This window comes from Enterococcus montenegrensis (genome assembly GCF_029983095.1).
GTDB classification, from domain to species: Bacteria; Bacillota; Bacilli; order Lactobacillales; family Enterococcaceae; genus Enterococcus_C; species Enterococcus_C montenegrensis.
Genome location: NZ_CP120467.1, coordinates 2,048,803 through 2,074,441, shown reverse-complemented (window position 1 = coordinate 2,074,441; position 25,639 = coordinate 2,048,803). Strand labels below are relative to the sequence as shown.

Here is a 25,639-nt window from a genome sequence, read left to right as displayed (position 1 = left end):
TCACTTTCAAATCTATTAGTAAAAAGTTTTTTAGTAAAATAGGAGAAAGCTACTGGTGTCATATAACAGCTCAGTCTTCAATTCTGGCATGTTGGGAATTGATCTCTTTGAATTTTTGTACATCAAATTTTGGCTTTCGGTCGTAATAATAAAGTCCGTTACGTTCTTGTTCAACGTCGTAAAGTTGGGTATAACAAAAACCAAATATTTTTTCATGTTGCAACAAAACATCGGTTAATCCGCGATAGCGTGCAAAAAATTCTTCTTCAGTTTGGGGAGCATCGCCATATCCCCAAGCGTTTTCTGGCTTATTATCTGGGTCCCATTTGATACCACCGTATTCACTTACGCAATAAGGCAGACCTTCTTGATAACTTTGACGCAGGTGATGCTCATCCCAAAACTCGCCATTTTCTTGTAGTGAACCAGTGAAATGTTCCTTAAATACTGCCGGGTCTTGGCAATAATCATGAAGGTCATAAATGTCGGTTACAACATGATAATTTCCACTGGTGTCAACAATTGGACGGGTAGGATCAAATTGTTTGGTCGTATGATAAATGAGTTCAACGATCTCGTCACGTTGTTTGCGCCCATTGACATCCCAAGTCTCATTCATAGGACACCAAGTTACAATAGCTGGATGATTAAAATCGCGCTGGAGTAATTCTTGCCATTCCGGTAAAAAGTGGAAAACAGCTTCAGACTCAGATAAATCTAATCCCCAATTGGCCATCTCACCCCAGACGAGATAACCAGCGCGATCACAATGATATAAAAAGCGCGATTCAAAAGCTTTCTCGTGCAGACGTGCGCCGTTGAAACCACAAGCAAGTGAAAGTTCAATGTCCTTTTTTAAATCCTCATCACTAGGAGCAGTATAAATTCCGGCTGGATAAAATCCTTGATCTAAGACAGTCCGCTGGAAAACAGAACGCCCGTTTAACAAAAAGCGATAGCCAGACATAGCAACTTCTCGCAGTCCAAAATAACTTTGTAAAATATCTTCTTCAAAAGTAAAAGTAATATCATATAACCGACCAGCTCCTAGTTCCCACAAGTGGGTTTTTGCTAAGGAAATTTCAAGCATGGTCTGGTTACCTGTTAAAACGCTAGTAGCTTCTCCCATCTTTTCACCTTGATAAAAAGCAGTTGCGTTTAACTTGCCGCTGCCATTGGTAATGACTTCAATTGCAATTTTACCTTCAGCAATATTAGGAAAGTAGCGCAATGTTTTAATATGTTTTGGTGGCAAAAATTCGAGCCAGACCGTTTGCCAAATGCCAGTTGTACGGGTGTAATCACAGCCGCGGGAGTAAAAAAAGCGACTTTGTTTCCCAACCGGTTGACGATTTTCCTTCATATTGTCTTCAGCATAAACAACGATAGTATTTTTCCCAGCGTGCATCACTTTTGAAATATCAAAATAAAAAGAAGCGTAGCCGCCTTGATGGGTTCCAACTGAGTGTCCGTTAACGAATACTTCGCAAAAATAATCGACAGCACCAAAATGTAAATGACAGCATTTTGTGACTTCTTCTTTCGTTAAAATAATTTCTCGTTGGTACCAGCAAGCAGGAATAAAATCTTGGTAGCCAATGCCAGAAAGGCTACTTTCAGGGCAAAAAGGAACGGTGATCTGCTGCGTAAAAGGATTTTCATTTGGCGCACTTTGCCAATTCTCAAAAATATTTTCATTTGTATTTAAGACGGTATTTTTCGTATCATTAGTGACTTTATGCCAATTACGATCGCGGCCACTGCGGCCAAAATCAAAGGCAAAATTCCAAGTTCCGTTTAGATTGCGCCAATTTTCCCGCATTTTTTGTGGATTGGGATGTTCTGGTCTAGGGATTGTTGTAGTCATTTTTTTCCTCCATTGACGATTTATTGTGTTATGTATAGTATACAATCATAAGAATTTAAAAAAATGCAGAATAGAGCTAATTAAGTGAGGAATACACGCAAATGAAAGAATATATTTTGAGCTTTTTACCCAGTCAGTTTTCCAACCCTGATCAATTTCGAGTTGAACTGGCTGGCATTACTTTTCCTTTTAAAGGCTATTTTGTGAATCGCGTTGATTCAAAACTCTATAGCTTGGAATATGTTATCGCCGGCAAGGGAATGATCGAAGTAGATGGGCTTTTACACGAAGTCAAGGCCGGGGATAGCTTTTTATTACCACTGGGGCACCAACATCGCTATTGGTCTGATGATAAGGAACCTTTTCATAAAATCTGGGTGAATGTTTCTGGAGCGTTGTGCCAGCAATTGATGCAAACCTATCAATTACAAAGACAATATGTTTTCTTTCAAACGGATACTTTTAATGTTTTGCAAAGAATGCTCACTGCCTGCGAAAAAAAAGGTACGACACAAGAACGCAGTGCTACATGCGCACTACTATTTCATGAAATTCTACTTATTTTAGCTGAAGGGCAACCACACCAACACCATTTGGTACCAAGCAACATACAAGCAGTCAAAGAATATTTAGATAATCATCTGCAAGAAAATATTACCTTAGACAAGTTAGCAAATGTAGCCAGTTTATCGCCATCACAGCTTATACGGCAATTTAAGCGCTACTTTCAGCAGACGCCGTATGCCTATTATCTAAGTAAAAAAATTGAGTCTGCGCAATTATTGCTAAAAGAAACACTATTAAGTGTCCAAGAAATTGCTGCGCGGTTAAATTTTTCTGATGAGCATTATTTTTCCAATGTATTCCGACAAAAAACGGGCATGACACCAACGGCTTGGCGCAAAAAGTAAGTTTTATCAGATATTTATAAAAAAGTAACGATTAAAAATGGCAACATGCACAGCGAAACTACTTTCTTTAGGAAAAGATAAAGTACGTTACCTTGAAACCAGACGAATGTCCGTTTATAATAGGAAAGAATTTGAGAAGGGAAGTTTTTTTCATGATATATTTTGACAACAGTGCGACGACAGCCATCGCACCACTTGCGCTGGATGCCTATCTGAAGACGAGTCAACGGATTATTGGAAATCCTTCAAGTCTTCACGATTTAGGCAATCAGGCAAATCGTTTACTGCAACAAGCCCGTAAGCAAATCGCTGAGCTACTAGCAGTGCAGGCTAATGAAATATATTTCACTTCTGGGGGAACAGAAGGAGATAATTGGGTTTTAAAAGGTACCGCTTTGGATAAAAAGGACTTTGGACGCCATATTATTATTTCCAGTGTTGAACATCCAGCTGTTAGTGAAACGGCCGCTCAATTAGCAGAAAATGGGTTTGAAGTTAGTGTAGCTCCTGTAGGAAAAGATGGACTAGTCGATGTTAGAAAATTAAAAGATTTAATCCGCAAAGATACAATTTTAGTTTCTGTTATGGCGGTTAATAATGAAGTTGGTGCCATACAGCCAATTCAAGCAATTAGTGAAGTTTTAAAAGATTATCCGAAAATTCACTTTCATGTAGATGCCGTGCAGGCTATTGGAAAAGTTTCTCAAGAAGAGTGGTTAACACCAAGAGTAGACTTCGCCACTTTTTCGGCACATAAATTTCACGGTCCTCGTGGCGTAGGTTTTATCTTTTGGCGCAAAGGTCGCAGAATCGCTCCACTATTAACAGGAGGCGGCCAAGAAAATAATCAACGGAGTGGTACAGAAAACGTGCCAGGAATTGTTGCGGCTTCAAAAGCATTGCGCTTAACATTGGAGCAAAAAGCTAAGCGGCCGGATCACGTGCCAACATTACGTAAATACTTATATGAAGCTTTAGTAAAATATGAGAAGGTAACTATTTTTAGTGGGGAAGAAAATTACGCACCGCATATCTTATGTTTTGGAATTAAAGACATTCGTGGCGAAGTTTTAGTTCATGCTTTAGAAGAAAAACAAATTTTTGTTTCTACTACAAGTGCCTGCTCAAGTCGTAAACATGTTGAAAGCAGTACTTTACACGCGATGAATGTACCTGCTAATTTGGCAACTACTGCGATTCGCGTTAGTCTAGATGAAAGCAACACAATGGCTGAAGTGGAACAATTTTTAATTGTTTTCCATCAGCTTTATCAAAAATTCAGTAAAATCAATTAATAGAATAGGAGTTTTAAGGTGAACTACACAGAAATCATGGTGCGGTACGGGGAACTTTCCACAAAAGGGAAAAACCGCCGCAGCTTTATTCGGCAATTAGCAGACAATGTAAAAAGCGCCCTGGCTGCTTATCCCAATTTAAAAATTGATGCCCAACGAGACCGGATGCACATTTTATTAAATGGCGAAGATAGTCAACCTGTAATTGAGCGGTTGCAAAAAGTTTTTGGTATTCAAAATTTTTCACCGAGCTTGCGGGTGGAAAAAAATATCGCTGCAATTAAAGCAGGTATCGCGCAAATTATGGCCTATGCCTACACTGGCAGTGAAACTTTTAAAATTAACGCCAAACGTTCAGACCATGATTTTGAATTGACAAGTAATGAGTTAAATCAAACATTAGGTAGCTATGTTTTTTCATTATATCCGGATATTAAAGTCCAAATGAAAATGCCAGATATTAATTTGCGGGTGGAAATTCGCTTAGATGGTGTCTACTTGTCTTATGAAACCATTAAAGGTGCTGGCGGCTTACCGGTTGGAACCAGTGGCAAAGGAATGTTGATGCTTTCTGGCGGAATTGATTCACCAGTGGCGGGTTATCTAGCTATGAAACGCGGCGTTGAAATCGAAGCAGTACATTTTGCTAGTCCGCCTTATACAAGTGAGCAGGCATTACAAAAAGCCAAAGACTTAACCGAAAAATTGACACCTTATGTCGGTAATATTCAATTTATCGAAGTACCATTTACTGAAATTCAAGAAGAAATCAAGAAAAAAGTGCCACAAGGTTACTGGATGACTTTAACGCGGCGAATGATGTTACGCTTAACCGATGCAATTCGTGAGGCGCGTAAAGGGCTAGTCATTATAAATGGTGAATCACTGGGACAAGTTGCTTCTCAAACATTACAAAGTATGGTGGCTATTAATGAAGTCTCCATAACGCCGATTATTCGTCCAGTTGTTACAATGGATAAATTAGAGATCATTGAAATCGCACAAGCAATCGACACCTTTGAATTGGCGATTCAACCTTTTGAAGACTGCTGTACAATTTTTGCCCCACCCCAACCGAAAACGCGTCCGAATTTAGATAAAGTTCATCATTATGAGAAAGCATTAGATATTGATGGTATGATTCTACGCGCATTAAACGGTCTTAAATTTGAAGAAATCACCCCTAATGCCACCAGTGAAAAAGAAGCAGAATTTGCTGATCTATTATAGGTAAAAAGTACGAAAAAGTGCGTTAATGCGTGATTTTTATTTGAAACAATAAAAAATTATGTCAGCAAAAATGACGTTATTTTCAATCAAAGTTAGAAATATTTTTCCTTGATTTTGCTTGAAATGATATTTATCTAAAATTAAATAACAATTAGAAAATGATGAAAGAGGCGTCCCGCCTCTTTTTTTCTTTGTAAAAAAACACGCAAGCGCTTAAAACAGTTGATGAATCACCATTTGGCTAAACTTTGCCCCCTATAAAATCCTCTGATATGATTAATTTAGGTTAGAAATCCAAAAAGAAGAGATGATGAAGTCTAGCTAAAAGAAAGAGGGAGGGAAACAAAATGAAACACAAATCGAAGTTGTTTGGACTGTTGGCAATTATTACGATGTTAGTACCAATGTTTGTTGGTGGAATTGTTGGAGGGGCTGCAACAGATGGTAATGTTGATATTACTTTGCATAAAAAAGAATTTACGACTCTACCAGAAGAACCAATAAAAAATGATGGGGAAGTGATGAATCAATTTGCAAATGTCCCCGGTTTAAACGATGTAACATTTGAAGCCTACAATATTACAGACATTGTTTATTCGTGGATTACACGTACTGCTGATTCATTAACGGCTGAAGAGGCAGTGAAAAAAGTAGTAGAAATTTCAACTAAAATTCAAAATGGTGAAGGTCCTGTAACTGAAGAAGGTACAAGCTTTAGCACTTTTGCTAATTTTGGTAGCTTGGCAGATACTAAAACAACAGCAACTGTTGGTGAGGAAAAAGGTATTGCTAAGTTTGCGAATTTACCTGGCAAAACAAATGGAAAAGACAGTGTTTTCTTATTCGTTGAAACGGCGCAACCTAAAAATGTTGTAGGTCGAGCCGCTCCGATGGTGGTTTCTTTACCATTATTGGATAAAGATGAAAACCCATTAACAGACATTCATATCTATCCTAAAAACTTGATTGCTGATGCTGAAAAGGGATTAGATGGAATTGTTGATGGTACTACAGTTAAAGCTTTGCCAACACTTACCGTTGGCGGGGTAGAGCATAAAAATGTAGCAGTTGGAGATTTATTACAATATCATATTGATGTTCCAATTCCAGATAAAATTGGAAAAGTAACACATTTCTTTGTAAACGATATTCCTACAAATGGTTTCAAATTTAAAGAAGTGAAAAGCATTAAAGTTGGAGATGAGAATTATAATTCTGAAAAATACACAATTACTGCTGACAAGAAGGGTGTAATCACTAATAATACCTATGAAGCAGTCGATAATAAAAATGGTTTTATGGTTAAATTTGATATCGCTGAAGCAAAAAAATATGTTGGTAAAACTGTTCGAATCACTTATACAATGACAGTTGAAAAAGAAATTGTTCCTGATGATCCTGCAACCAATGAGGCGACTATTAACTTTGATAGCGAAGTACATGATTTAGAAGGTCCTGATGGTTATACAGGTGGTTACCACTTTGTAAAAATCGATAAAAATTCTGAAAAAACTTTAGAAGGCGTAGGCTTTAAAGTTGAAGCGCCTGATGGGAAATTTGTGAACTTCACGCAAGATGCAACTTCTAAAGAATGGGTATTCGATGGATTTGCAGTAAGTAAAGATGCAGCAACTGAAATTACTTCTGGTGCAGGTGGTAAATTAACGATCCGTGGTTTATTAAAAGGTGCCTATAAATTGCATGAAACTACAGCAAAAGAAGATTATGTACCACTTACTGCTCCAGTAAACTTTACAATTTCACATGGTACGTATAAAGATTTAGAAGAAAATGGTTCCCCTACCCATCAAAAAACTGTTGAAAATATTAAAAAAGGTATTTTACCTTCAACTGGTGGCACTGGTATCATCGCATTCCTAGCAGTAGGTGCGGCATTGATGGCAGGTGCATTCATCTGGTACCGCAAATCTAAAGTGAACGAAGAAGTATAAAATTTAATACTTGAAAAAGGAAAGCTGCGGCTTTCCTTTTTTTTGCGTAAAAAAGCCTTGCTGCGAGATTCAGGCAAAAATATGAGGCAAATTGAATTGATATTTTTTTTAAATTTTGTGACCAACAGATAGATATATCATTTTTTGTTATTAAAAAAATTTTGTGAATTTGTTTTGCTATCAAAATAACTTGCGAGGATGTCTGTGGCATGATACACTGACTATGTGAAAAAACGAACAAAGGAGCCAATCATGGTCGAAGATAGTAAGTTAAAACAGATTCCTAAGGCAACAGCGAAACGTTTGCCTTTATATTTACGCTATTTAAATATGTTACAAGACTCCGGTATTAAACGAATTAAATCAAAAGAATTTGCAGAGATCACACAAGTTCCTTCTGCTACTATTCGACGCGATTTTTCCCATTTAGGGGAGTTGGGTCGAAGTGGTTATGGCTATGATGTTAGTTATTTGATTGAGGTTTTTAATAGTATTTTAGATACCAATGAAGAAAAAAGAATTGCTTTAGTTGGCTTTGGAAATCTAGGAAAAGCATTAGCAAACAACAATTTTCGGCGTAACAGTAATTTGAATATTGTTGCCGTTTTTGATAATAATCCAGATTTAGTCGGAAAAGTGATTGATGGTCATGAAATTTATAGCATGGCCGAATTTGATACAATTGCCAGGGAAAAGTGTGTGACGGTTGCAATTTCAACTGTGCCAAGTCAGTTCTCGCAAGAAGCAGTAAATGTGATTGTAAAAGCGGGGATTACGGCGATTTTAAATTTTGCACCAGACCGCGTGGACGTACCAGGAAATGTGCATGTGCAATACATCGACTTAACGACAGAATTACAGACGTTGATTTTCTTTGACCAAACGTATCAAGATAAAACAGCGGTGGCAAATAGTTAAGCAGTATCTTTGGTTTTTTACCGATCCTTATCTATACTGAATGTAGCAAGATATTTAACGACATCAGTAAAAGGAGAAGATAAAATGGAATTAACAAAAAAAGGTCAACCCGTAACATTACCCGGTGAACAACCAGCCGTTGGTGAAAAAGCGCCAGCTTTTACTTTAGCAGACTTGCAAGATGTTAAACATACGGTTACCGATTTTTTAGATAAACCAACAATTTTAAGTGTTGTGCCAGATATTGATACCCGTGTTTGTGCTATTCAAACCAAACGTTTTAATATGGAAGCAAGCCAAATAAAAGAGCTTAATTTTGCCACTATTTCAAATAATACCAAAGTAGAACAAGCTGCTTGGTGTGGGCAAGAAGGCGTAGATATGTTAATGCTTCATGATCCGGATAATACGATGGATGAAAACTATCATTTATTAATTCCAGCAACCAATCACTATGCCCGCGTTATTTTTGTTTTGGATAAAGAAGGCGTGATTCAATATCGAGAAATTGTACCAGAAATTAGTCAAGAGCCAGATTATGAAAAAGCGCTAGCAGCGGCGAAAAGTTTAATTTAAAAATTCTGATTTGACACTTGGTATGCTTCATTGTAGAATAAGCCCAGACGTTGAACAAGAGGAGTAGCAGAAGACTGCGTTTGAGAGAGGAAATCACAGCTGGGAGATTTCCACGTAAGTTTTGTGAAGGTAGCTTGGGAGTCTTTGATTGGAAATTTTAGTAAAATCAAACGTTTCGTGACCGTTAACTCACGCTTAAGAGGTAGAGTGATCTACAAATTAGGTGGTACCGCGTAAATTTACGTCCTAAGATGCTTGGCATCTTAGGACTTTTTTTATTGTTAAACAGATTTAAGTTTTAAGAATAATTTCTATTGGTTTATTAAAGTAGCAAGGATTCATTTTATAGCGAAGATGTTTAGCATGAAAAATTATTTTTCATACGAGAAATCAAGCGCGGAGTTTTTATTGTTTAGTTTACAGGCGGTTGAGATTAAAGTTTTGATTTGCAAAAGCTAGTTAATTTTTTAAATTTAAGGGGGCAAAAAAATGTCTGATAATTTATCAACAAAGTATAATCCACAAGAAGTGGAAGCAGGCCGTTATCAAAAATGGTTGGACGAAGATTTATTTAAACCAAGTGGGGATAAAAAAGCAAAACCTTATTCTATTGTGATCCCACCACCAAATGTTACCGGAAAATTACACTTAGGTCATGCTTGGGATACAACCTTGCAAGATATGATTATTCGCCAAAAACGGATGCAAGGTTTTGATACGTTATGGCTACCAGGAATGGATCATGCCGGTATTGCAACGCAGGCCAAAGTAGAAGAAAAATTGCGGGAACAAGGAATCTCTCGTTATGATTTGGGTCGGGAAAAATTTATTGATAACGTTTGGGAATGGAAAGATGAATATGCCGATCATATTCGTGAGCAATGGGCTAAAATGGGTCTTTCTTTAGATTATTCTCGGGAACGTTTTACTTTAGATGAAGGGTTGTCAGAAGCAGTCCGCAAAGTTTTTGTTACCTTATACGAAAAAGATCTGATTTATCGTGGTGAATATATTATCAACTGGGACCCGCAAGCCCGCACTGCCTTATCAGATATTGAAGTGATTCATAAAGATATTGAAGGTGCTTTTTATCATATGACGTATCCTTTAAGTGATGGAACAGGTGAATTGGAAATTGCGACAACCCGTCCTGAAACTATGTTAGGAGACACTGCGGTTGCGGTTCACCCAGAAGATGAGCGGTACCAACAATATATTGGCAAAACCGTTATTTTGCCATTAGTGAATAAAGAAATTCCAATTATCGCCGATGAATATGTTGACCGTGAATTTGGAACTGGGGTTGTAAAAATTACGCCAGCTCATGATCCCAATGACTTTGAAGTAGGAAATCGTCACGACTTGCCACGGGTAAATGTCATGAACGATGACGGGACGATGAATGATTTAGCAGGAAAATATGCTGGGATGGATCGTTTTGCTGCTCGAAAATTAATCGTTTCAGATTTAGAAGAAATCGGTCGCTTGGTTAAAATTGAAAAAATGAACCATAATGTTGGGCATTCAGAACGGACCGGCGTAGTGGTGGAACCCCGCTTATCAACACAATGGTTTGTGAAGATGGCACCTCTTGCCAAAGAAGCAATTGAAAACCAAGCAACAGAAGATGCCGTTGAATTTTACCCACCACGCTTTAATCAAACATTCTTGCGTTGGATGGATAATGTTCATGACTGGGTAATTTCGCGCCAATTGTGGTGGGGACATCAAATCCCAGCCTGGTATCACAAAGAAACCGGAGAAATGTATGTCGGTATGCAAGAACCTAGCGATAGTGAAAACTGGGTTCAAGATCCAGATGTATTGGACACGTGGTTCTCTTCTGCTTTGTGGCCATTTTCAACTATGGGTTGGCCTAATACAGATAGTGAAGATTACAAGCGCTATTTCCCAACCAATACATTAGTTACCGGATATGATATTATCTTTTTCTGGGTTAGCCGGATGATTTTCCAAAGTTTGGAATTTACTGGTGAACGTCCATTTAACAACGTTTTAATTCATGGGCTAATTCGGGATGAACAAGGGCGGAAGATGAGTAAGTCACTTGGTAACGGGATTGATCCAATGGATGTCATTGACAAATATGGGGCAGATGCCCTGCGTTGGTTCTTATCCAATGGTTCTGCTCCTGGTCAAGATGTGCGTTTTAGTTATGAAAAAATGGATGCTGCCTGGAATTTTATCAATAAAATTTGGAATGCTGCTCGTTTTGTTTTGATGAATGTCGAAGGCATGACCGCTGCAGATATTAATCTAAATGGGGAAAAAACAGTGGCAGATCGCTGGATTTTAACCCGTTTAAATGAGACAGTTGAAAAAGTAACCGACTTGTTTGATCGCTTTGAATTTGGTGAAGCTGGTCGTCAATTATACAATTTCATTTGGGATGATTTCTGTGATTGGTATATTGAAATGAGTAAAGAAGTTTTATACGGAGAAGATGAAGGTTCTAAACAAATGAACAAGAGTATTTTGGTCTACACACTAGATCAAATCTTGCGTTTGTTGCACCCAATCATGCCATTTGTAACAGAAGAGATTTGGAGCAAATTACCTCATGAAGGAGCGTCACTAGTAACAGCAGCTTATCCAGTTGTTCAACCAGAATTTAACGATGCAGCAGCTGTAAAAGGCATGGAATTCTTAATTGAATTGATTCGTGCGGTACGAAATATTCGCGCCGAGGTGAATACACCATTATCTAAACCAATTACTTTGTTAATTCATACCACAGATGCTGAAATTGATGAATTTCTAGTTGCCAATAAAAACTATATTGAACGCTTCTGCAACCCAGAAGAGTTGGTGATCTCAGGTGAAGTTGACGCGCCAGAACTTGCGATGTCTGCTGTTTTAACGGGAGCAAAAATCTACTTGCCACTAACAGGTCTAATCAATATTGATGAAGAATTGCAACGTTTAGAAAAAGAATTGTCAAAATGGAACAATGAAGTAAAACGCGTCCAAGGTAAACTTGCTAACGAACGTTTTGTTTCAAATGCTCCTGAGGCTGTCGTAGCAGAAGAGCGGGCCAAAGAAGCCGATTATTTGGATAAACAAAAGGCAGTTAGTGAACGAATTGAACAATTGCGGACGATTAAGTAAAGCACTTGGTATTATCAAGCTAAATTAGAAATGAGTGTTTTGTTTTAGTAATAAAAAAGCTCAGGTGATTTTTATACCTATTTGAATAAATCGCTTATTTTTAAAAGAACGAAAAATATGGCGTCAAATAAATAAGAGAGTAAGGGCACAGGTCCTTACTCTTTTTTTATCGAGATTAAAAAGGAGTAGCACTATGGTTAATGAAAGTTCAGTGATGAAATTAGACAAAATAAGTGTCTGGTGATGCAATGGTTTTAGTTGTAAAAATGTGAGATGAAACTAAGCTGTATTTTCTAATTGCAACGATTTGTTTTTTTCTTTACCTAGGAGTTTGTTATAATGAAGCGGTGAGGTGGGAAAAATGGTAGAAACGGGAAGTAAAGCAATTGAATGGATTCACAGTCGCAGACCCTTTGGCCAAAGACCAGGGTTAGAGCGCGTTAAAGCATTATTAGCTTTAGTTGATCATCCTGAAAAAAAAGTACCAACAATTCATATTGCCGGTACCAATGGGAAAGGTTCAACTGTTAGCTATTTAAAAGAAATGTTACAAGAAGCAGGGATTGTCGTTGGCACTTTCACGTCACCTTATATTGAAAGTTTCCACGAAAGAATTGCCATTAATGGCAAATTTATCACGGATGAAGAATTGGTCACATTGGTAAATAAGTACCAACCATTAGTTGAAAAATTAGATCAGCAAGAAGCAGTTAGCGGCATTACGGAATTTGAAGTATTAACAGCGCTGGCTTTGGATTACTTTGTCGGTAAAGTCGATGTTGCAATTATTGAAGTAGGTCTAGGCGGATTGTTAGATTCTACCAATATCGTGGAGCCGATGTTGACTGGGATAACGACGATTGGTTATGACCATACCGAAATTCTAGGAGACACCTTAGAGGAGATTGCAGCGCAAAAAGCCGGGATTATTAAACCAAACATTCCAGTTGTAACAGGGAATATTGCAGATAATGCATTAGGTGTCATTATAGATACCGCCACAAAAAATAATGCCGAAATTTATCGCTTTGGTAAAGAATACGCGGTCACTTATTTGCATCCAGATGATAATTGGGGCGAATGGTTTGATTTTCGTAATCAAAACGGAAAATTAAAAAATTTAAAAACAGCGCTAATTGGACGTCATCAGCCGGAAAATGCGGGGGTTGCAATTCAATTATTTGAATTGTATTGTGCATTAAACAAGATTAATTGGCAGGAAAAAGAAATTAAAAAAGCTTTGCAACAGACGTTTTGGCCAGCTCGCATGGAGCGACTTAGCTCAGAACCATTAATTATTTTAGATGGCGCACATAATACCCATGCTATGAAGCGCTTAGTTGAATCCATGCAAGATGAATTCAAAGGTCGCAAATTGCATATTTTGTTTTCAGCTTTAGAGACAAAAAATGTCACTGAAATGCTACAAGAATTACTAAAACTAAAAAATGGTCATATTTATTTAACGACATTTGATTACCCCAGAGCAATCAAATTAGATGATGATTTTGTCAATATCGATGATAAGCGGGTGTCGATTGTTTCTTTATGGCAATTTGGCTTGGCCGAGATTTTAGAAAAAATGGATGATGAATCGTTGTTACTTGTAACTGGCTCATTGTATTTTGTTTCAGAAGTAAGAAGCTTATTGCTAGAAATGGGAGGCACACATGCAAGTTAAAGGTGTTATCTTTGATATGGACGGATTAATTTTTGATACGGAGCAACTTTATTATGCCGGTGCCCAAAAAGCGGCTGATAAATTTGGCATTCCCTATGATAAAGACTTGTATCTAGATTTACTCGGCATTTCAGATGAAGAGGTAATAAAACGCTATCACGAAATGTTTGATCACAAATTCGGTAAAACAAAAGTGTCAGATTTTATTGCAGCTTCCTATGAGAATACAAAAATGATGTTTGCTAGTGGTCAGGCGGTTTTAAAGCCGGGGGTCATGGAGCTGTTAGCTTATCTGCAAGCGGCAAAAATAGACTGGATCATCGCTTCTAGTAATCAACGTAAAGTAATCGATGAATTATTGTTTCGAGCCGATTTAAGCAAGCATTTTCCTAAGATTGTCTCGTGTGAAGATGTACTGCGGGCTAAACCTGATCCGGCAATTTTTTTAGCAGCACAAGCTATTCTAGGGACCAAAAAGGCAGAAACACTAGTTTTAGAAGATTCACAAAATGGTGTTTTAGCCGCATTTCAAGCGAATATTCCGGTAATTATGATTCCGGATTTACTTCCTCCAGATGAAGTGTTAGCAGCAAAGACACGCGCTGTTTTACCTTCTTTACATGAAGTAAAAAACTATCTAAGTTAAAAATGAATGACAACTCCTTTGCGTATCTTATTTAAAAGAGTGCAAAGGAGTTTTTTGATGGGAAAAAAAGTATTACCACTTAGTATGCGTCCACGAGAACGTTTAAAGGAAAAAGGAGCAAAAGTGCTTTCAGAACAAGAATTATTAGCTATTATTTTGCGAACAGGTTATAAAGGAGCCACTGCAGGTGAGCTCGCTGCAGAAATATTGCATTACTTTGGTGATTTATATCAATTTAAAAGAGCAGAACTACAGGAATTAACTAAAATTTCAGGAATTGGAGAAGCAAAGGCGGCAGAATTACTGGCTGCAATTGAATTGGGACAGCGAATAGGAAAAGCGTCATGTCCTAAAATCGGGCATGTTTCTTCAAGTTATGAATTGGGTTGTATGTTAGCCGAGGAGATGAAAGATTACGAGCAGGAACACTTATTGTGTATTTATTTAAATACAAAAAATCAAATTTTACAAAAAAAGACAATTTTTATTGGCTCGTTAAATCAATCGATTGCCCATCCCCGTGAGATTTTTAAAATAGCAGTAAAAATTGCGGCTGCCCGGATAGTGATTTGCCACAATCATCCTTCTGGTAGTCCAACCCCTTCTCATAATGATATCGTTTTTACTAAAAGACTAAAGGAATGTGGTGAAATGATGGGGATTGAATTATTGGATCATTTGGTGATTGGTGGTAGCGAATACATTAGCTTGCGGGAAGAAGGGTTATGGAATTAGCAGGCTTGCAAAAAAAATCGGGCAAGTGTAAAATATTAGTGTAATTTTGTTTAGCGGTTTAGCGATAGAAGTTGAAACATTTGGGTCACCTCTATTCTTTGCCAACAACGTTACACATCAATTCGTGCAAAGCACAAGGAGGTTTTCACCCATGGAACATGGTACAGTAAAATGGTTTAACGCAGAAAAAGGTTTTGGCTTCATTTCACGTGAAGATGGCAGCGATGTATTCGTACATTTCTCTGCAATCCAAGGCGACGGTTTCAAAACTTTAGAAGAAGGTCAAGCAGTGACTTTCGACGTTGAAGAATCAGACCGCGGTCCTCAAGCTACTAACGTAGAAAAAGCCTAAACTATTTTTAAATAGGCATTTTATCCTCAGAATTTATTCTGAGGATTTTTTTATTTAATAATGGTGAGTTGGAACGCTTATTTTAAGGCTAAATAAAAATACCCCAGTACTAAAAGAAGAATAAGCTGTGTTAAGCTTTGCTCTTTCTTTTGTACTGGGGTATTTTAAATATTAAACTGTGCCGTAGTCGTTACTTTAAATTAATTTTCTGGTGTCATAATCATGGATAAAATCATCGGATGACGCTCGGTTTTTTCAAATAAATAAGGTTGCAAAGCATTCGACATTGCTTCTCTTAATTTGAACTCATTACAATCAGGCTGATTCATTGCTTCTCTTAAGGCTTTGAAAAGCAGTGTTTGACCTTCGTTAATCATTTCACCGGATTCCCGCATATAAACAAAACCGCGGGATAAAATATCTGGACCAGCTAAAATTTCTTTTTTAGCAAGATCAACCGTTGCAACGGCTAAAACTAATCCTTCTTCTGATAAGATATGGCGATCGCGCAAGACAACATTTCCGATATCACCGATACCACTACCGTCAACATAGACATCTCCAGCGTTGAAATGACCACAAATTCGGGCACTGTCTGCAGTTAAAGCTAGCATATCACCATTTTCCATTAAGAAACAATTTTCTTTTGGTACGCCAGTATCTTGAGCCAATTGCGTATGGATTTTTAACATCCGATATTCCCCATGAATAGGCATGAAGTATTTTGGCTTCATTAAACGTAACATTAATTTTTGTTCTTCTTGGCCGCCATGACCAGAAGTATGAATGTTGTTGATTTTACCATGAATTACTTCTGCGCCAGCTTCCATCAACAAGTTGATTAAGTGGTTAACACTCGTTGTATTTCCTGGAATTGGTGAACTTGAAAAAATCACGGTATCCTCTGGCTGAATTTGAATTTGTCGGTGAGTACCATTGGCAATGCGACTTAAAGCTGCCATGGGTTCACCTTGGGAGCCGGTACATAAAATTAAAACTTCATTTGCTGGCAAGCGATTAACTTCATGGGCATCAATAAAAGTGCCATCGGGAACTTTTATATAGCCTAATTTCTGACCGTTAATCATGGCATTTTCCATACTCCGACCAAAGACTGCAATTTTGCGTCCGGTTGCAACGGCAGCATCAGCAGCTTGTTGCAGTCGAAAAATGTTGGAAGCAAAAGAGGCAAAAATGATTCGTCCTTCAATTTTTTCAAAGATTTTTAAAATTGAAGTGCCAATAATTTTCTCTGATTTGGTAAAAGTTGGAATTTCCGCATTGGTACTATCAGATAAAAGGCATAAAACGCCTTCTTCCCCAATTCGTGCCATTTTGTGCAAGTTTGCAGGTTCTCCTACGGGTGTAAAGTCAAACTTAAAATCACCCGTTTGAACGATATTACCAGATGGTGTTTTTACTACAATCCCTAAAGCATCTGGAATGCTATGTGTCGTGCGGAAAAAACTAACGGAAGTTTTACGGAAACGAATGATCGTATCTTCATTAATTTCATGAAGTTTGGCATCACGCAGTAGTCCGTGTTCATCCAATTTGTTGGTAATTAAAGCTAAAGCAAGTGGGCCAGCGTATATTGGAATATTGGCTTGGCGCAATAAGTAGGGGATTCCCCCAATATGGTCTTCGTGACCGTGAGTAATTACAAGGGCTTTAACTTTTGGCAAGTTTTGCACGATGTAACTATAATCGGAAATGACATAGTCAATTCCAAGTAATTCATCTTCTGGAAATTTGATTCCAGCGTCAATGATGATGATTTCATCTTGGAATTGTACCCCATAACAGTTTTTTCCAATCTCACCGAGACCACCGATTCCGAAGACGCCGGTTTCGTTGTTCTTCAAAGAGACTTTCATTTTAAAACTCCGTCAATTTGAAGTCGGCATTTTCTTTTTCATAAGCTAAATGATTTTCGTCTAGCCCTTGAATAAATTCGATGTTGTATGGGGTATGTTCTTCAACTAATGCGCGGGCAGTGACTTCATTGGCTGCCTCTACGTAAATCGATAGGGTTTGTTCTCTTTTTGGGTTGCGTACTTTTGTTTCTTGATAATAAATTTTGTAGATCATCTGTTTGACTCCTTTATTATTAATTAAACGGTATAAAAATGGCATCTAAATGATGGCAAATACGAGAATTATGGCAATCAAAAAATAAGGGAGCAACTTTTGAAAAAAATTTTTGCATAGATAAAGCAAATAACTTTTTATTGTCAGCAAATTCTCCGCTAAATTTTGGATGCTTTTTGAAAATCAGCTGATTTTCAAAAAGAGAAAGTCTCGTCTTTACTTTCCGCTTATTTTTTAATTCAACCGTTCCTTTGGCGTTTTTTGCGCCCAATTACTGATATTTTAGCATAGATTTTTCAATAAGTATAGAAAAGGCAAAGGGCATAAAGGGGTTACATTCAGTAAATTTCTGCTGATTTTATCTACAATTAAAAATTTCACTGTGGTATAGTGAAGGTAATGCGAAAATTTATTCATGCTCAGGTACACTCTTTGAGGTTTTTAAAAGGGGTGTCCATTTTTCTTTCATTAGCTATCTGTTTTAATTTTACGCGTTTACAGGCAGTGCCTGTCTTCATTTTAATAAAGGGGGAAAAGAAATGAAATTGATGTGGCATTATACAATGCGCTACAAAAAACTATTACTTTTTGATTTCATCTGTGTCTTTGGTTTTATTATCATTGAGCTGGGTTTACCAACTATTTTAGCGCGGATGATTGATGCAGCTATTCCAGCCAAAAGTTTTAGTCAAGTACAGCAGTTGGGGCTGTTAATGGTTATTATTACTGTGTTGGGAGTGGTGATGAATATTCTCTTGGGCTACTTCACGACCCGTATTACAACCAACATTACGGCGGATATTCGCGATGATCTATTTGAAAAAACACAAGGATATTCCCATTATGAATACGAACAAATCGGGGTGTCTTCTTTAATTACCAGAGTGACTAATGACGCTTATCAAATTATGTTATTCATGCAAAATATTTTGCGAACTGGTTTTATGACACCTATGATGTTTATTGTCAGTTTATATATGATTTTTCGAACGAGCCCATCTTTAAGCTGGTACGTGTTAGCGGCCTTACCGATTTTACTTTTAGCGGTGATTGCAATTGCTAAATTCTCTGATCCCTTATCGACAAAACAACAAGGGAATTTGGATAAAATCAACGCTATTTTACGAGAAAATTTGTCTGGTTTGCGGGTAATTCGTGCTTTTGTTAATGAAAAATTTGAAGAAAATCGATTTAAAAAAGTAAATAAGGCTTATGCATCTAGCTCAAAAAGTTTGTTTCGCTTAATGGCAGTAGCACAACCAGGATTTTTCTTCTTATTTAATATCGTGATGGTTTTAATTATTTGGAATGGGACAATCAAAATTGACCAAGGCAGTCTGCAAATTGGGGACTTAATTGCTTTTATCGAATATATTTTCCATGCCTTATTTTCTTTCATGCTGTTTGCTTCTGTCTTTATGATGTATCCAAGAGCAGCTGTCTCTGCTCGCCGCATTCAAGAAGCGTTAGATGCAACTTCTGAAATTGTTGAAAAAGAAGATGGCGTTACTACAACAGCAACAAAGGGTTATGTCGAATTTAAAAATGTTACCTTTGCTTATCCGGGGCATGCCCAAAGCCCAGTGATTCGTAATGTGAGTTTTACCGCACAACCCGGTGAAACAGTCGCCTTTATCGGCAGTACTGGTTCTGGTAAATCCACTTTAATTCAATTAATTCCGCGTTTTTACGATGTAAGTGAAGGAGAAGTGGTCATTGATGGGGTCAATGTAAAAGATTACCGCTTAAAAAGTTTACGGCAAAAAATTGGTTACATTCCCCAAAAGGCGCTCTTATTTACTGGAACGATTGCTGAAAACTTACGTTATGGAAAATTAGACGCTACCCAAGCTGATATGCAGCGGGCAGTTGATATTGCGCAAGCTGCTGATTTTATTAGCCAAACACCAAAGGGCTTTGATGCCGAATTGTCAGAAGGCGGCACTAATTTTTCCGGTGGTCAAAAGCAACGTTTAGCGATTGCCCGCGCGATTATTCGCGATCCAGAAATTTATATTTTTGACGATAGTTTCTCGGCACTGGACTATCAAACAGATGCCAAATTACGGGCTCGTTTGAAAAAAGAAACGACTCACGCGACAGTTCTAATTGTTGCGCAACGAGTTGGGACAATTATGCATGCTGACAAAATCATTGTTTTAGATGAAGGCAATGTTGTTGGAATGGGAACGCACCAAGAACTTCTGAAAAATTGCAGTATTTATTATGATATTGCAGCTTCTCAGCTGTCAGAGGAGGAATTGGCACAATGAAATCATTCTCTTCTTTAAAACGTTTGGCTCGTTACTTGAGTCCTTATAAAATTACGGCTCTTTTAGTTTTATTTTTTGTCGTCTTGACGGTGGCCTTAAATGCGGCAATGCCCTATGTTGCAGGTTTGCCCACAACAGAAGTTGCTAAAAATATTGCAGAGGGACAAAAGATTAACTTTGATTATGTCTTTAAATGTTTGATTTGGATTACTGCAGTGGGGGTGGGCTATTGTATCGCCCAATTGCTGTCAGGATTGCTGATAACCAATGTGGTCCAAAGTGCAATGTATGACCTGCGGCAAGATATTGATGAAAAAATTAATCGTCTGCCAGTTTCATACTTTGATAAAAATCAACAAGGAAATATTTTATCCCGTGTAACCAATGACGTCGATGCGGTTAGTGGTGCGATGCAACAAGCCTTAATCGGAATTGTCAACGCGGTTTTGGGAATTATAATGGCACTTGCAATGATGTTTTACATCAACGTTCCAATGGCCCTGATATCGATTATTATGATTCCGGCTTCAATGCTGATTTCACGAGGAATTATTAAAATGTCTCAAAAATATTTCCAAGGAATGCAAAATGCTTTGGGAGATTTAAATGGTTACGTCCAAGAAAATATGACCGGTTTTAGTGTGCTAAAAGTCTACGGTCGGGAAAAAGAAACCTTAGACGGATTTAAAACGGTCAATCACCGATTAAAACATTTTGGGTTTAAAGCGTCCTTTATTTCGGGGCTTATGATGCCGCTTGTTTCGCTGACTGCCTATATCACGTATATTGTAATGGCGGTCTTAGGGAGCTATTACGTTATTGGCGGTGTAATTGTTGTTGGACAACTGCAAGCCTTTATTCAATATATTTGGCAAATCAGTCAGCCTTTAGGTAATATCACACAGCTTTCTTCTGTTTTACAAAGCGCATCAGCTGCTTCAACCCGCGTTTTTGAAATTTTAGATGAAGCAGAAGAAGTATTAAATGATGCTGATATTCCTTTACCAGCAGTGGTAAAAGGTGATGTGGAATTTGACCATGTTTCATTTAGTTACGCTTTAGATAAACCGTTGATTAAAGATTTGAATTTTACTGTAAAAGCAGGGCAAACGGTGGCAATTGTTGGGCCAACCGGAGCTGGGAAAACAACGCTAATTAATTTATTGATGCGTTTTTATGATGTAAATGCTGGTGCCATCAAAATTGACGGTGTCGATACGCAAAAAATGAAGCGTAGCGATGTCCGTTCGGTTTTTGGGATGGTATTGCAAGATGCTTGGCTTTATGAAGGAACTATCGGTGAAAACATTCGTTTTGGGAAATTAGATGCAACGGATTATGAAATAGTGGATGCCGCTAAGACGGCCAACGTGGATCATTTTATCCGCACGATGCCAGACGGTTATGAAATGATGATTAATGCAGAAGGAAATAATGTTTCCTTGGGGCAAAAACAATTGTTAACCATCGCGCGGGCAGTTATTTCAGATCCGAAGATTTTAATTTTGGATGAAGCGACAAGTTCTGTCGATACCCGTTTGGAAGCTTTAATTCAAAAGGCAATGGACAAAGTCATGGAAGGGCGCACAAGTTTTGTTATTGCCCACCGTCTATCTACTATTCGTGATGCTGATTTAATTTTAGTGATGAACCAAGGTTCAATTATTGAAAAAGGCACCCATGAAAGCTTATTAGCTGAAGGTGGCTTTTATAGCAAGCTCTATCAAAGTCAGTTTGCTGAAGATGGAGATTACGATTAAATAAAAAATGAGAGCATGAAGTGAATGCTCATCGTTAGATCACTACCGACTGGAGAAATCTGGTCGGTATTTTTATAAAAAATGTATAGATTTTCATCGCGTCATTTGAAAAGTAAAGCAAGTAGACCTGCTCTTATTTTTGGTTTATATAAGCTTTCATTATCTTTCGCGTTAGCTGGAGTTGCTTATGATATAATGTAGAAAAATTTTTGGAGATGACAAGAAAATTATGAAAAACTTTATCGCAAAAAATGCTGTTGTCATTGGGGATGTAACCTTGGGCAAAGATGTCACTGTTTGGTTTAACAGCGTGATTCGTGGGGATAGTAATTTTATCAAGATTGGTGATCGCACCAATATTCAAGACGGTACGATTATTCATGTTGACCATGACGCACCGACAGAAATTGCAAAGGATGTTACAGTGGGACATCAATGCATGCTTCATGGCTGCAAAATTGAGCAAGGCGCACTAATTGGCATGAGTTCGATTGTATTAAATCACGCCGTTATCGGTGAAAATAGTTTAATCGGCGCAGGTTCTTTGGTAACGCAAGGAACGGTTATCCCACCAAATGTTTTGGCTTTTGGACGACCAGCCAAAGTTATCCGCCCTTTAACACAAGCTGAAATTGCTAAAAATAAAGCCAATATCACCCACTATTGTCAATTGGGCCAAGAATTTCAAGCAGGAAAATATTCAGAGGTAAGTCAGTAAAGATAAGAGCTCTTTTAACAAAGTTTCAATATTTAAACGAAAGCTGAGATCTTATTGCAAGTTTGGAGATCAAATTTGACTCATCGTTTTGTGAAAGCAGTTAAAGCGCAAATCGTTGCGCTTTTTTTCTTTCCTCGCTACACTTTAGACAAAGGTAAAAAGGAGGAATTTTTGATGAAACGTTTTGCTATAACTGGTTATGGAAAGCCCCATGATGTATTTGAGACGATTACAGACCAACCAAGAGAAATTACCCCAGGCCATATCCGGGTAGCAGTGCAGGCTTTTGCCGTTAATCCTTACGATATTTCTTTGCGAAGTGGGGCGCAGCAAGAATTTCGCAGTTTGAAATTTCCTTATGTAATGGGCAATGATGCGGCTGGAATCGTGACAGAAATTTTTCCTGGCGAAACAGATTTTGCTGTTGGCGATCGCGTAGTGATTCACCCAATTAGCGGAACTTATGGGCAAGAGGTCGTTTTGCCAAATAAAAAAGCGGCAAAAATCCCTGAGACAATGAGTTTTCCCAAAGCAGCAAGCATAGTTACAACCGGAATCACAGCGTACAATTTACTTTTTGAACTCCTACAGGTTGACAGTAGTCAAACCGTGATGGTGTTAGGTGCTTCTGGTGGAGTGGGGTCTTTACTTGTACAAATGTTGCATCAAAATAAAAATCATATTCTAGCAAGTGCGGCCCAAAAAAATGAAGCGAAAATTAGAAACTGGGGAGCAGATGAGTTTGTTGCCTATGATACAGCGAGTCCGGCAAAAACATTTTTTGAACAGGCGGATATTGTAATTGACGCGACAAAAGGGAGTAAAAGTGCAGATCTTGGTCTGAAAATTTTAAAACCTGGCGGAACATATGTTGCTTTAAATGAACTGCCAAATCCAGCAGATCGTAAAGATGGGACGTATTTAAGTTTTGCCCCTAAAAAAGAATACCAGGACCAAACTGCTTTTGAATATTTGCTAAATGCTTATGGGGATGGCAAATTGGTTGTTAATATTGCAGAAGTTTTGCCTTTTGAATTGCGCAGCGTCATTTTGGCTCACGAAAAAATTGCGGGTCATCCAGCTGCTGGCAAAATCGTTATCGCCCAATCCTAAATGATAAAAGGGCACTCTTTTAATTAAAAAAAGAAAGCAGCACAAGTAATCTAACAAATTGAATTTTTGGTGACTATAATAAAGGTAAACAAAAAAAGAATTGAGACAAAAGTCTCAATTCTTTTTTTATCAATTATTTTGTCACCATAATTTCGTCAATCAAACCGTATTCTTTCGCTTGTTCAGCGGTCATAAAGTTATCACGATCAGTATCTTTTTCAATGACTTCTAGTGGTTGACCTGTGCGTTCGGCTAAGATATGGTTCAAACGATCACGGGTTTGTAAGATGTGACGCGCTGCAATTTCGATTTCAGTTGCTTGGCCTTGTGCACCACCTAATGGTTGGTGAATCATGATTTCGGCATTTGGCAAAGCAAAACGTTTGCCTTTTTCGCCAGCTGTTAATAAAAATGAGCCCATTGAAGCAGCCATGCCCATTACAATTGTTTGCACATCGGCTTTAACAAAGTTCATTGTATCGTAAATTGCCATCCCAGCTGTTACGCTACCACCGGGTGAGTTGATGTATACATAGATATCTTTTTCAGAATCTTGTGCGTCCAAGAAAAGTAATTGGGCGATGATTGAGTTTGCTAAGTCGTCAGTAACTTGACCGCTTAGCATAATAATGCGGTCTTTTAATAAACGTGAGTAGATGTCATACGCTCTTTCGCCGCGGGATGATTGTTCAATGACTGTTGGAATTAAATTCATAATGTAAAGTCCTCCTTTAATCAAATCGACGTTAATTATTGTACGTCTCAAGTTTAGCACATTTAAGCGATAACCTCTAAAAAGAAGTATAACCAATAGGTCAAAATAGGTCAAATGAAAAACTCAGAGAATGAATATTTTTTTGCTAACAAAAATAGCAGATCAAAATAGATAACAAAAGGGTGGCTAAAAACAGTTAAAAAATGCGAATCCCACAGAAGTTATGCTAAAATAAAAGACAAGAGAATTTAAGGAGGAAAAATATGATAGCAGTAGCAGCAGCCGGTTTTTTTGGTGTTTTGGTGGGTGCTTTAATCGTTACCATTGCCTTTAATTTACGTATTCGTTATGACGAGAAAAAAGAGCAAAAACGACGAACTTTGGAACACAAAGTAAAAGAAATTGAAACCTTAAACCAATTAAATAAAAAAATCAATGAAATTTTACAAAAGCGTAGCGTCTTAATGGAAGAATATGTCAGCTTTGATGCCTTTGATGATTGTTATATCACAATTGATGACTATGCTTACTTGCAATCATTTGCAGCTCAAAATAATTTTTATTTACCAAACTACATTTTAGAAGAATTTTTCAAAAATATTGCGCAACGAAAAGTTATTTTGTCACCAGATGAAACGATTAAAGTTGGAGGTTACGCTTATAAGGGTGGTCGTGTGATTATGGAGCATTTTTCCGACGATTTAACAGAATTGATCAATGAAAGAAAAACAGAGTTAAAGCGACTTTCAGATAGTACGTTGACCTATTTTAGCGCGTAATAATTTTAAAAAAAGATGAGAAGCTGATGCAAGGTGTCTTCTCATCTTTTTTGCGGTATTTATTTCATGTTAGAGTAGCTGTCTGGTACATAAAATACAGATAGAAGTGGTACAATTACTAATGAAGAAAAAGATAAGGAGGCAACGGTGATGACACAAATCGTAGCCCATCGCGGTGCCAGTGGTAGCCGACCGGAAAATACACTACCTTCTTTTGCCGAAGCAGTGCGGGCAGATAGTGACGTGATTGAGTTAGATGTTCATTTGTCAAAAGACGGTCACTTAATTGTGATGCATGATGAAGACGTTGAGCGAACGACAAATGGAAAAGGCTTGATTCGAGAAAAAAACCTGGCTGAAATAAAAAAATTAAATGCCGGTAGTTGGTTTTCTGAAAGCTATCAAAATACTAAAGTACCAACCTTAAAAGAAGTGTTGGATTTATTAGTCATGCGCAATTTCCGAGGAGTATTGTTAATTGAACTAAAAACCGATCACTACCATTATCCTGAAATCGAAATGAAAACAGCTACTTTAATGACAAGTCGTCTTTGGCCTTTTAAACATTGGTATTGTAGTTTTAATATTGATTCCTTAGATATTATTCATAAATTAGAACCTGACACACAACTAGATTTGATTTTAAGCACCAGTGATAAAAAGGTACTTCAAGCACTGGACCGACCATATATTGAAGGTATCCATCCTAAAATCGACTGGGTTTTGAAAAATAAAGCAACATTACCTGATTTACCATTAGCTGTGCGTCCTTGGACGATTGATGATGAAACCCTAGTGAAGGAATGTGTTGCGTTAAATACGGCAGGAATTATTACCAATTTCCCAGAAAAAGTACAGCAATATGTAAAAAATGCACGAAATAAGCCAAATAAATGAG

The 25,639-nt window shown here is 37.7% G+C and carries 22 protein-coding genes and 1 other annotated feature; of the genes, 17 read left to right on the top strand and 5 right to left on the bottom strand.

Annotation, left to right across the window (positions count from 1 at the left end; translation table 11 throughout):
• Positions 1-70: 70 nt before the first annotated feature.
• A complete protein-coding gene (locus P3T75_RS09955) occupies positions 71-1,867 on the bottom strand; it encodes a glycoside hydrolase family 2 protein (protein ID WP_282461481.1) in 1,797 nt (598 codons plus the stop codon).
• Between the two features lie 101 nt (positions 1,868-1,968).
• On the opposite strand from P3T75_RS09955, the gene P3T75_RS09950 reads away from it, so the two are divergent.
• The 11 genes from P3T75_RS09950 (at position 1,969) to P3T75_RS09900 (ending at position 15,292) form a co-directional block, all read left to right on the top strand.
• A complete protein-coding gene (locus tag P3T75_RS09950; RefSeq protein ID WP_282461480.1) occupies positions 1,969-2,778 on the top strand; it encodes an AraC family transcriptional regulator in 810 nt (269 codons plus the stop codon).
• Between the two features lie 152 nt (positions 2,779-2,930).
• Positions 2,931-4,073, top strand: coding sequence for a cysteine desulfurase family protein (locus P3T75_RS09945; protein ID WP_230711379.1), 1,143 nt, complete (start codon positions 2,931-2,933; stop codon positions 4,071-4,073).
• 18 nt (positions 4,074-4,091) lie between these two features.
• The gene (thiI, locus tag P3T75_RS09940) at positions 4,092-5,303 is read left to right on the top strand and encodes a tRNA uracil 4-sulfurtransferase ThiI (protein WP_282461479.1); all 1,212 of its coding nucleotides are present in this window, start codon (positions 4,092-4,094) and stop codon (positions 5,301-5,303) included.
• Between the two features lie 347 nt (positions 5,304-5,650).
• A complete protein-coding gene (locus tag P3T75_RS09935; RefSeq protein WP_282461478.1) occupies positions 5,651-7,255 on the top strand; it encodes a SpaH/EbpB family LPXTG-anchored major pilin in 1,605 nt (534 codons plus the stop codon).
• A 252-nt stretch (positions 7,256-7,507) separates the two neighbouring features.
• Positions 7,508-8,173: a redox-sensing transcriptional repressor Rex gene (locus tag P3T75_RS09930; protein ID WP_282462595.1), complete on the top strand. Its 666-nt coding sequence runs from the start codon at positions 7,508-7,510 to the stop codon at positions 8,171-8,173.
• 84 nt (positions 8,174-8,257) lie between these two features.
• Complete coding sequence (gene tpx, locus P3T75_RS09925) at positions 8,258-8,749, top strand: thiol peroxidase (RefSeq protein ID WP_282461477.1); 492 nt, start codon at positions 8,258-8,260, stop codon at positions 8,747-8,749.
• A 41-nt stretch (positions 8,750-8,790) separates the two neighbouring features.
• Positions 8,791-9,001, top strand: a binding site (T-box leader).
• Between the two features lie 237 nt (positions 9,002-9,238).
• Positions 9,239-11,878, top strand: a complete 2,640-nt coding sequence (locus P3T75_RS09920) for a valine--tRNA ligase (RefSeq protein WP_282461476.1) — start codon at positions 9,239-9,241, stop codon at positions 11,876-11,878.
• 361 nt (positions 11,879-12,239) lie between these two features.
• The gene (locus tag P3T75_RS09915; protein ID WP_282461475.1) at positions 12,240-13,559 is read left to right on the top strand and encodes a bifunctional folylpolyglutamate synthase/dihydrofolate synthase; all 1,320 of its coding nucleotides are present in this window, start codon (positions 12,240-12,242) and stop codon (positions 13,557-13,559) included.
• Positions 13,549-14,205, top strand: coding sequence for an HAD family hydrolase (locus P3T75_RS09910; RefSeq protein ID WP_206904292.1), 657 nt, complete (start codon positions 13,549-13,551; stop codon positions 14,203-14,205). The genes P3T75_RS09915 and P3T75_RS09910 overlap by 11 nt, the downstream gene beginning before the upstream one ends.
• Positions 14,206-14,262: 57 nt before the next feature.
• A complete protein-coding gene (gene radC / locus P3T75_RS09905; protein ID WP_206904289.1) occupies positions 14,263-14,940 on the top strand; it encodes a RadC family protein in 678 nt (225 codons plus the stop codon).
• Positions 14,941-15,091: 151 nt separating this feature from the next.
• Positions 15,092-15,292, top strand: coding sequence for a cold-shock protein (locus P3T75_RS09900; protein WP_016172708.1), 201 nt, complete (start codon positions 15,092-15,094; stop codon positions 15,290-15,292).
• Positions 15,293-15,492: 200 nt separating this feature from the next.
• Here the strand turns inward: P3T75_RS09900 and rnjA are convergent, their stop codons facing one another.
• The 3 genes from rnjA to P3T75_RS09885 are packed head-to-tail and all read right to left on the bottom strand — an operon-like array spanning position 15,493 to position 17,654.
• On the bottom strand, positions 15,493-17,169 hold the full coding sequence (gene rnjA / locus P3T75_RS09895) for a ribonuclease J1 (protein WP_206904288.1): 1,677 nt from the start codon (positions 17,167-17,169) through the stop codon (positions 15,493-15,495).
• Position 17,170: 1 nt separating this feature from the next.
• Positions 17,171-17,383: a DNA-directed RNA polymerase subunit epsilon gene (locus P3T75_RS09890; RefSeq protein ID WP_282461474.1), complete on the bottom strand. Its 213-nt coding sequence runs from the start codon at positions 17,381-17,383 to the stop codon at positions 17,171-17,173.
• A 19-nt stretch (positions 17,384-17,402) separates the two neighbouring features.
• Positions 17,403-17,654 carry a hypothetical protein gene (locus tag P3T75_RS09885; RefSeq protein ID WP_206904280.1) on the bottom strand — a complete coding sequence of 84 codons (252 nt, stop codon included), beginning with the start codon at positions 17,652-17,654 and terminating at the stop codon, positions 17,403-17,405.
• 268 nt (positions 17,655-17,922) lie between these two features.
• On the opposite strand from P3T75_RS09885, the gene P3T75_RS09880 reads away from it, so the two are divergent.
• From P3T75_RS09880 to P3T75_RS09865, 4 genes are all read left to right on the top strand, one after another.
• Positions 17,923-19,656, top strand: a complete 1,734-nt coding sequence (locus tag P3T75_RS09880) for an ABC transporter ATP-binding protein (RefSeq protein ID WP_282461473.1) — start codon at positions 17,923-17,925, stop codon at positions 19,654-19,656.
• Entirely contained in the window at positions 19,653-21,416 is a 1,764-nt protein-coding gene (locus tag P3T75_RS09875) for an ABC transporter ATP-binding protein (protein ID WP_230711369.1), read from the top strand. The genes P3T75_RS09880 and P3T75_RS09875 overlap by 4 nt, the downstream gene beginning before the upstream one ends.
• A 229-nt stretch (positions 21,417-21,645) precedes the next feature.
• On the top strand, positions 21,646-22,134 hold the full coding sequence (locus P3T75_RS09870; protein WP_230711367.1) for a gamma carbonic anhydrase family protein: 489 nt from the start codon (positions 21,646-21,648) through the stop codon (positions 22,132-22,134).
• 174 nt (positions 22,135-22,308) lie between these two features.
• Entirely contained in the window at positions 22,309-23,247 is a 939-nt protein-coding gene (locus P3T75_RS09865) for an NADP-dependent oxidoreductase (protein WP_282461472.1), read from the top strand.
• Positions 23,248-23,380: 133 nt separating this feature from the next.
• On the opposite strand, the gene clpP is transcribed toward P3T75_RS09865, so the two are convergent.
• On the bottom strand, positions 23,381-23,962 hold the full coding sequence (gene clpP / locus P3T75_RS09860; protein ID WP_206904265.1) for an ATP-dependent Clp endopeptidase proteolytic subunit ClpP: 582 nt from the start codon (positions 23,960-23,962) through the stop codon (positions 23,381-23,383).
• A gap of 266 nt (positions 23,963-24,228) precedes the next feature.
• Between clpP and P3T75_RS09855 the strand changes: the two genes are divergently transcribed.
• Positions 24,229-24,741 carry a hypothetical protein gene (locus tag P3T75_RS09855; RefSeq protein WP_396140065.1) on the top strand — a complete coding sequence of 171 codons (513 nt, stop codon included), beginning with the start codon at positions 24,229-24,231 and terminating at the stop codon, positions 24,739-24,741.
• 150 nt (positions 24,742-24,891) lie between these two features.
• Positions 24,892-25,638 carry a glycerophosphodiester phosphodiesterase family protein gene (locus P3T75_RS09850; RefSeq protein WP_282461471.1) on the top strand — a complete coding sequence of 249 codons (747 nt, stop codon included), beginning with the start codon at positions 24,892-24,894 and terminating at the stop codon, positions 25,636-25,638.
• The last annotated feature ends 1 nt before the right edge of the window (position 25,639 follow it).

Bases quoted from the DNA above. Each gene is read 5' to 3' on its own strand.
- P3T75_RS09955 (WP_282461481.1), bottom strand. From the start codon at position 1,867: ATGACTACAACAATCCCTAGACCAGAACATCCCAATCCACAAAAAATG.
- P3T75_RS09950 (WP_282461480.1), top strand. From the start codon at position 1,969: ATGAAAGAATATATTTTGAGCTTTTTACCCAGTCAGTTTTCCAACCCT.
- P3T75_RS09945 (WP_230711379.1), top strand. From the start codon at position 2,931: ATGATATATTTTGACAACAGTGCGACGACAGCCATCGCACCACTTGCG.
- P3T75_RS09935 (WP_282461478.1), top strand. From the start codon at position 5,651: ATGAAACACAAATCGAAGTTGTTTGGACTGTTGGCAATTATTACGATG.
- P3T75_RS09930 (WP_282462595.1), top strand. From the start codon at position 7,508: ATGGTCGAAGATAGTAAGTTAAAACAGATTCCTAAGGCAACAGCGAAA.
- tpx (WP_282461477.1), top strand. From the start codon at position 8,258: ATGGAATTAACAAAAAAAGGTCAACCCGTAACATTACCCGGTGAACAA.
- P3T75_RS09920 (WP_282461476.1), top strand. From the start codon at position 9,239: ATGTCTGATAATTTATCAACAAAGTATAATCCACAAGAAGTGGAAGCA.
- P3T75_RS09915 (WP_282461475.1), top strand. From the start codon at position 12,240: ATGGTAGAAACGGGAAGTAAAGCAATTGAATGGATTCACAGTCGCAGA.
- P3T75_RS09910 (WP_206904292.1), top strand. From the start codon at position 13,549: ATGCAAGTTAAAGGTGTTATCTTTGATATGGACGGATTAATTTTTGAT.
- radC (WP_206904289.1), top strand. From the start codon at position 14,263: ATGGGAAAAAAAGTATTACCACTTAGTATGCGTCCACGAGAACGTTTA.
- P3T75_RS09900 (WP_016172708.1), top strand. From the start codon at position 15,092: ATGGAACATGGTACAGTAAAATGGTTTAACGCAGAAAAAGGTTTTGGC.
- rnjA (WP_206904288.1), bottom strand. From the start codon at position 17,169: ATGAAAGTCTCTTTGAAGAACAACGAAACCGGCGTCTTCGGAATCGGT.
- P3T75_RS09890 (WP_282461474.1), bottom strand. From the start codon at position 17,383: ATGATCTACAAAATTTATTATCAAGAAACAAAAGTACGCAACCCAAAA.
- P3T75_RS09880 (WP_282461473.1), top strand. From the start codon at position 17,923: ATGAAATTGATGTGGCATTATACAATGCGCTACAAAAAACTATTACTT.
- P3T75_RS09875 (WP_230711369.1), top strand. From the start codon at position 19,653: ATGAAATCATTCTCTTCTTTAAAACGTTTGGCTCGTTACTTGAGTCCT.
- P3T75_RS09870 (WP_230711367.1), top strand. From the start codon at position 21,646: ATGAAAAACTTTATCGCAAAAAATGCTGTTGTCATTGGGGATGTAACC.
- P3T75_RS09865 (WP_282461472.1), top strand. From the start codon at position 22,309: ATGAAACGTTTTGCTATAACTGGTTATGGAAAGCCCCATGATGTATTT.
- clpP (WP_206904265.1), bottom strand. From the start codon at position 23,962: ATGAATTTAATTCCAACAGTCATTGAACAATCATCCCGCGGCGAAAGA.
- P3T75_RS09850 (WP_282461471.1), top strand. From the start codon at position 24,892: ATGACACAAATCGTAGCCCATCGCGGTGCCAGTGGTAGCCGACCGGAA.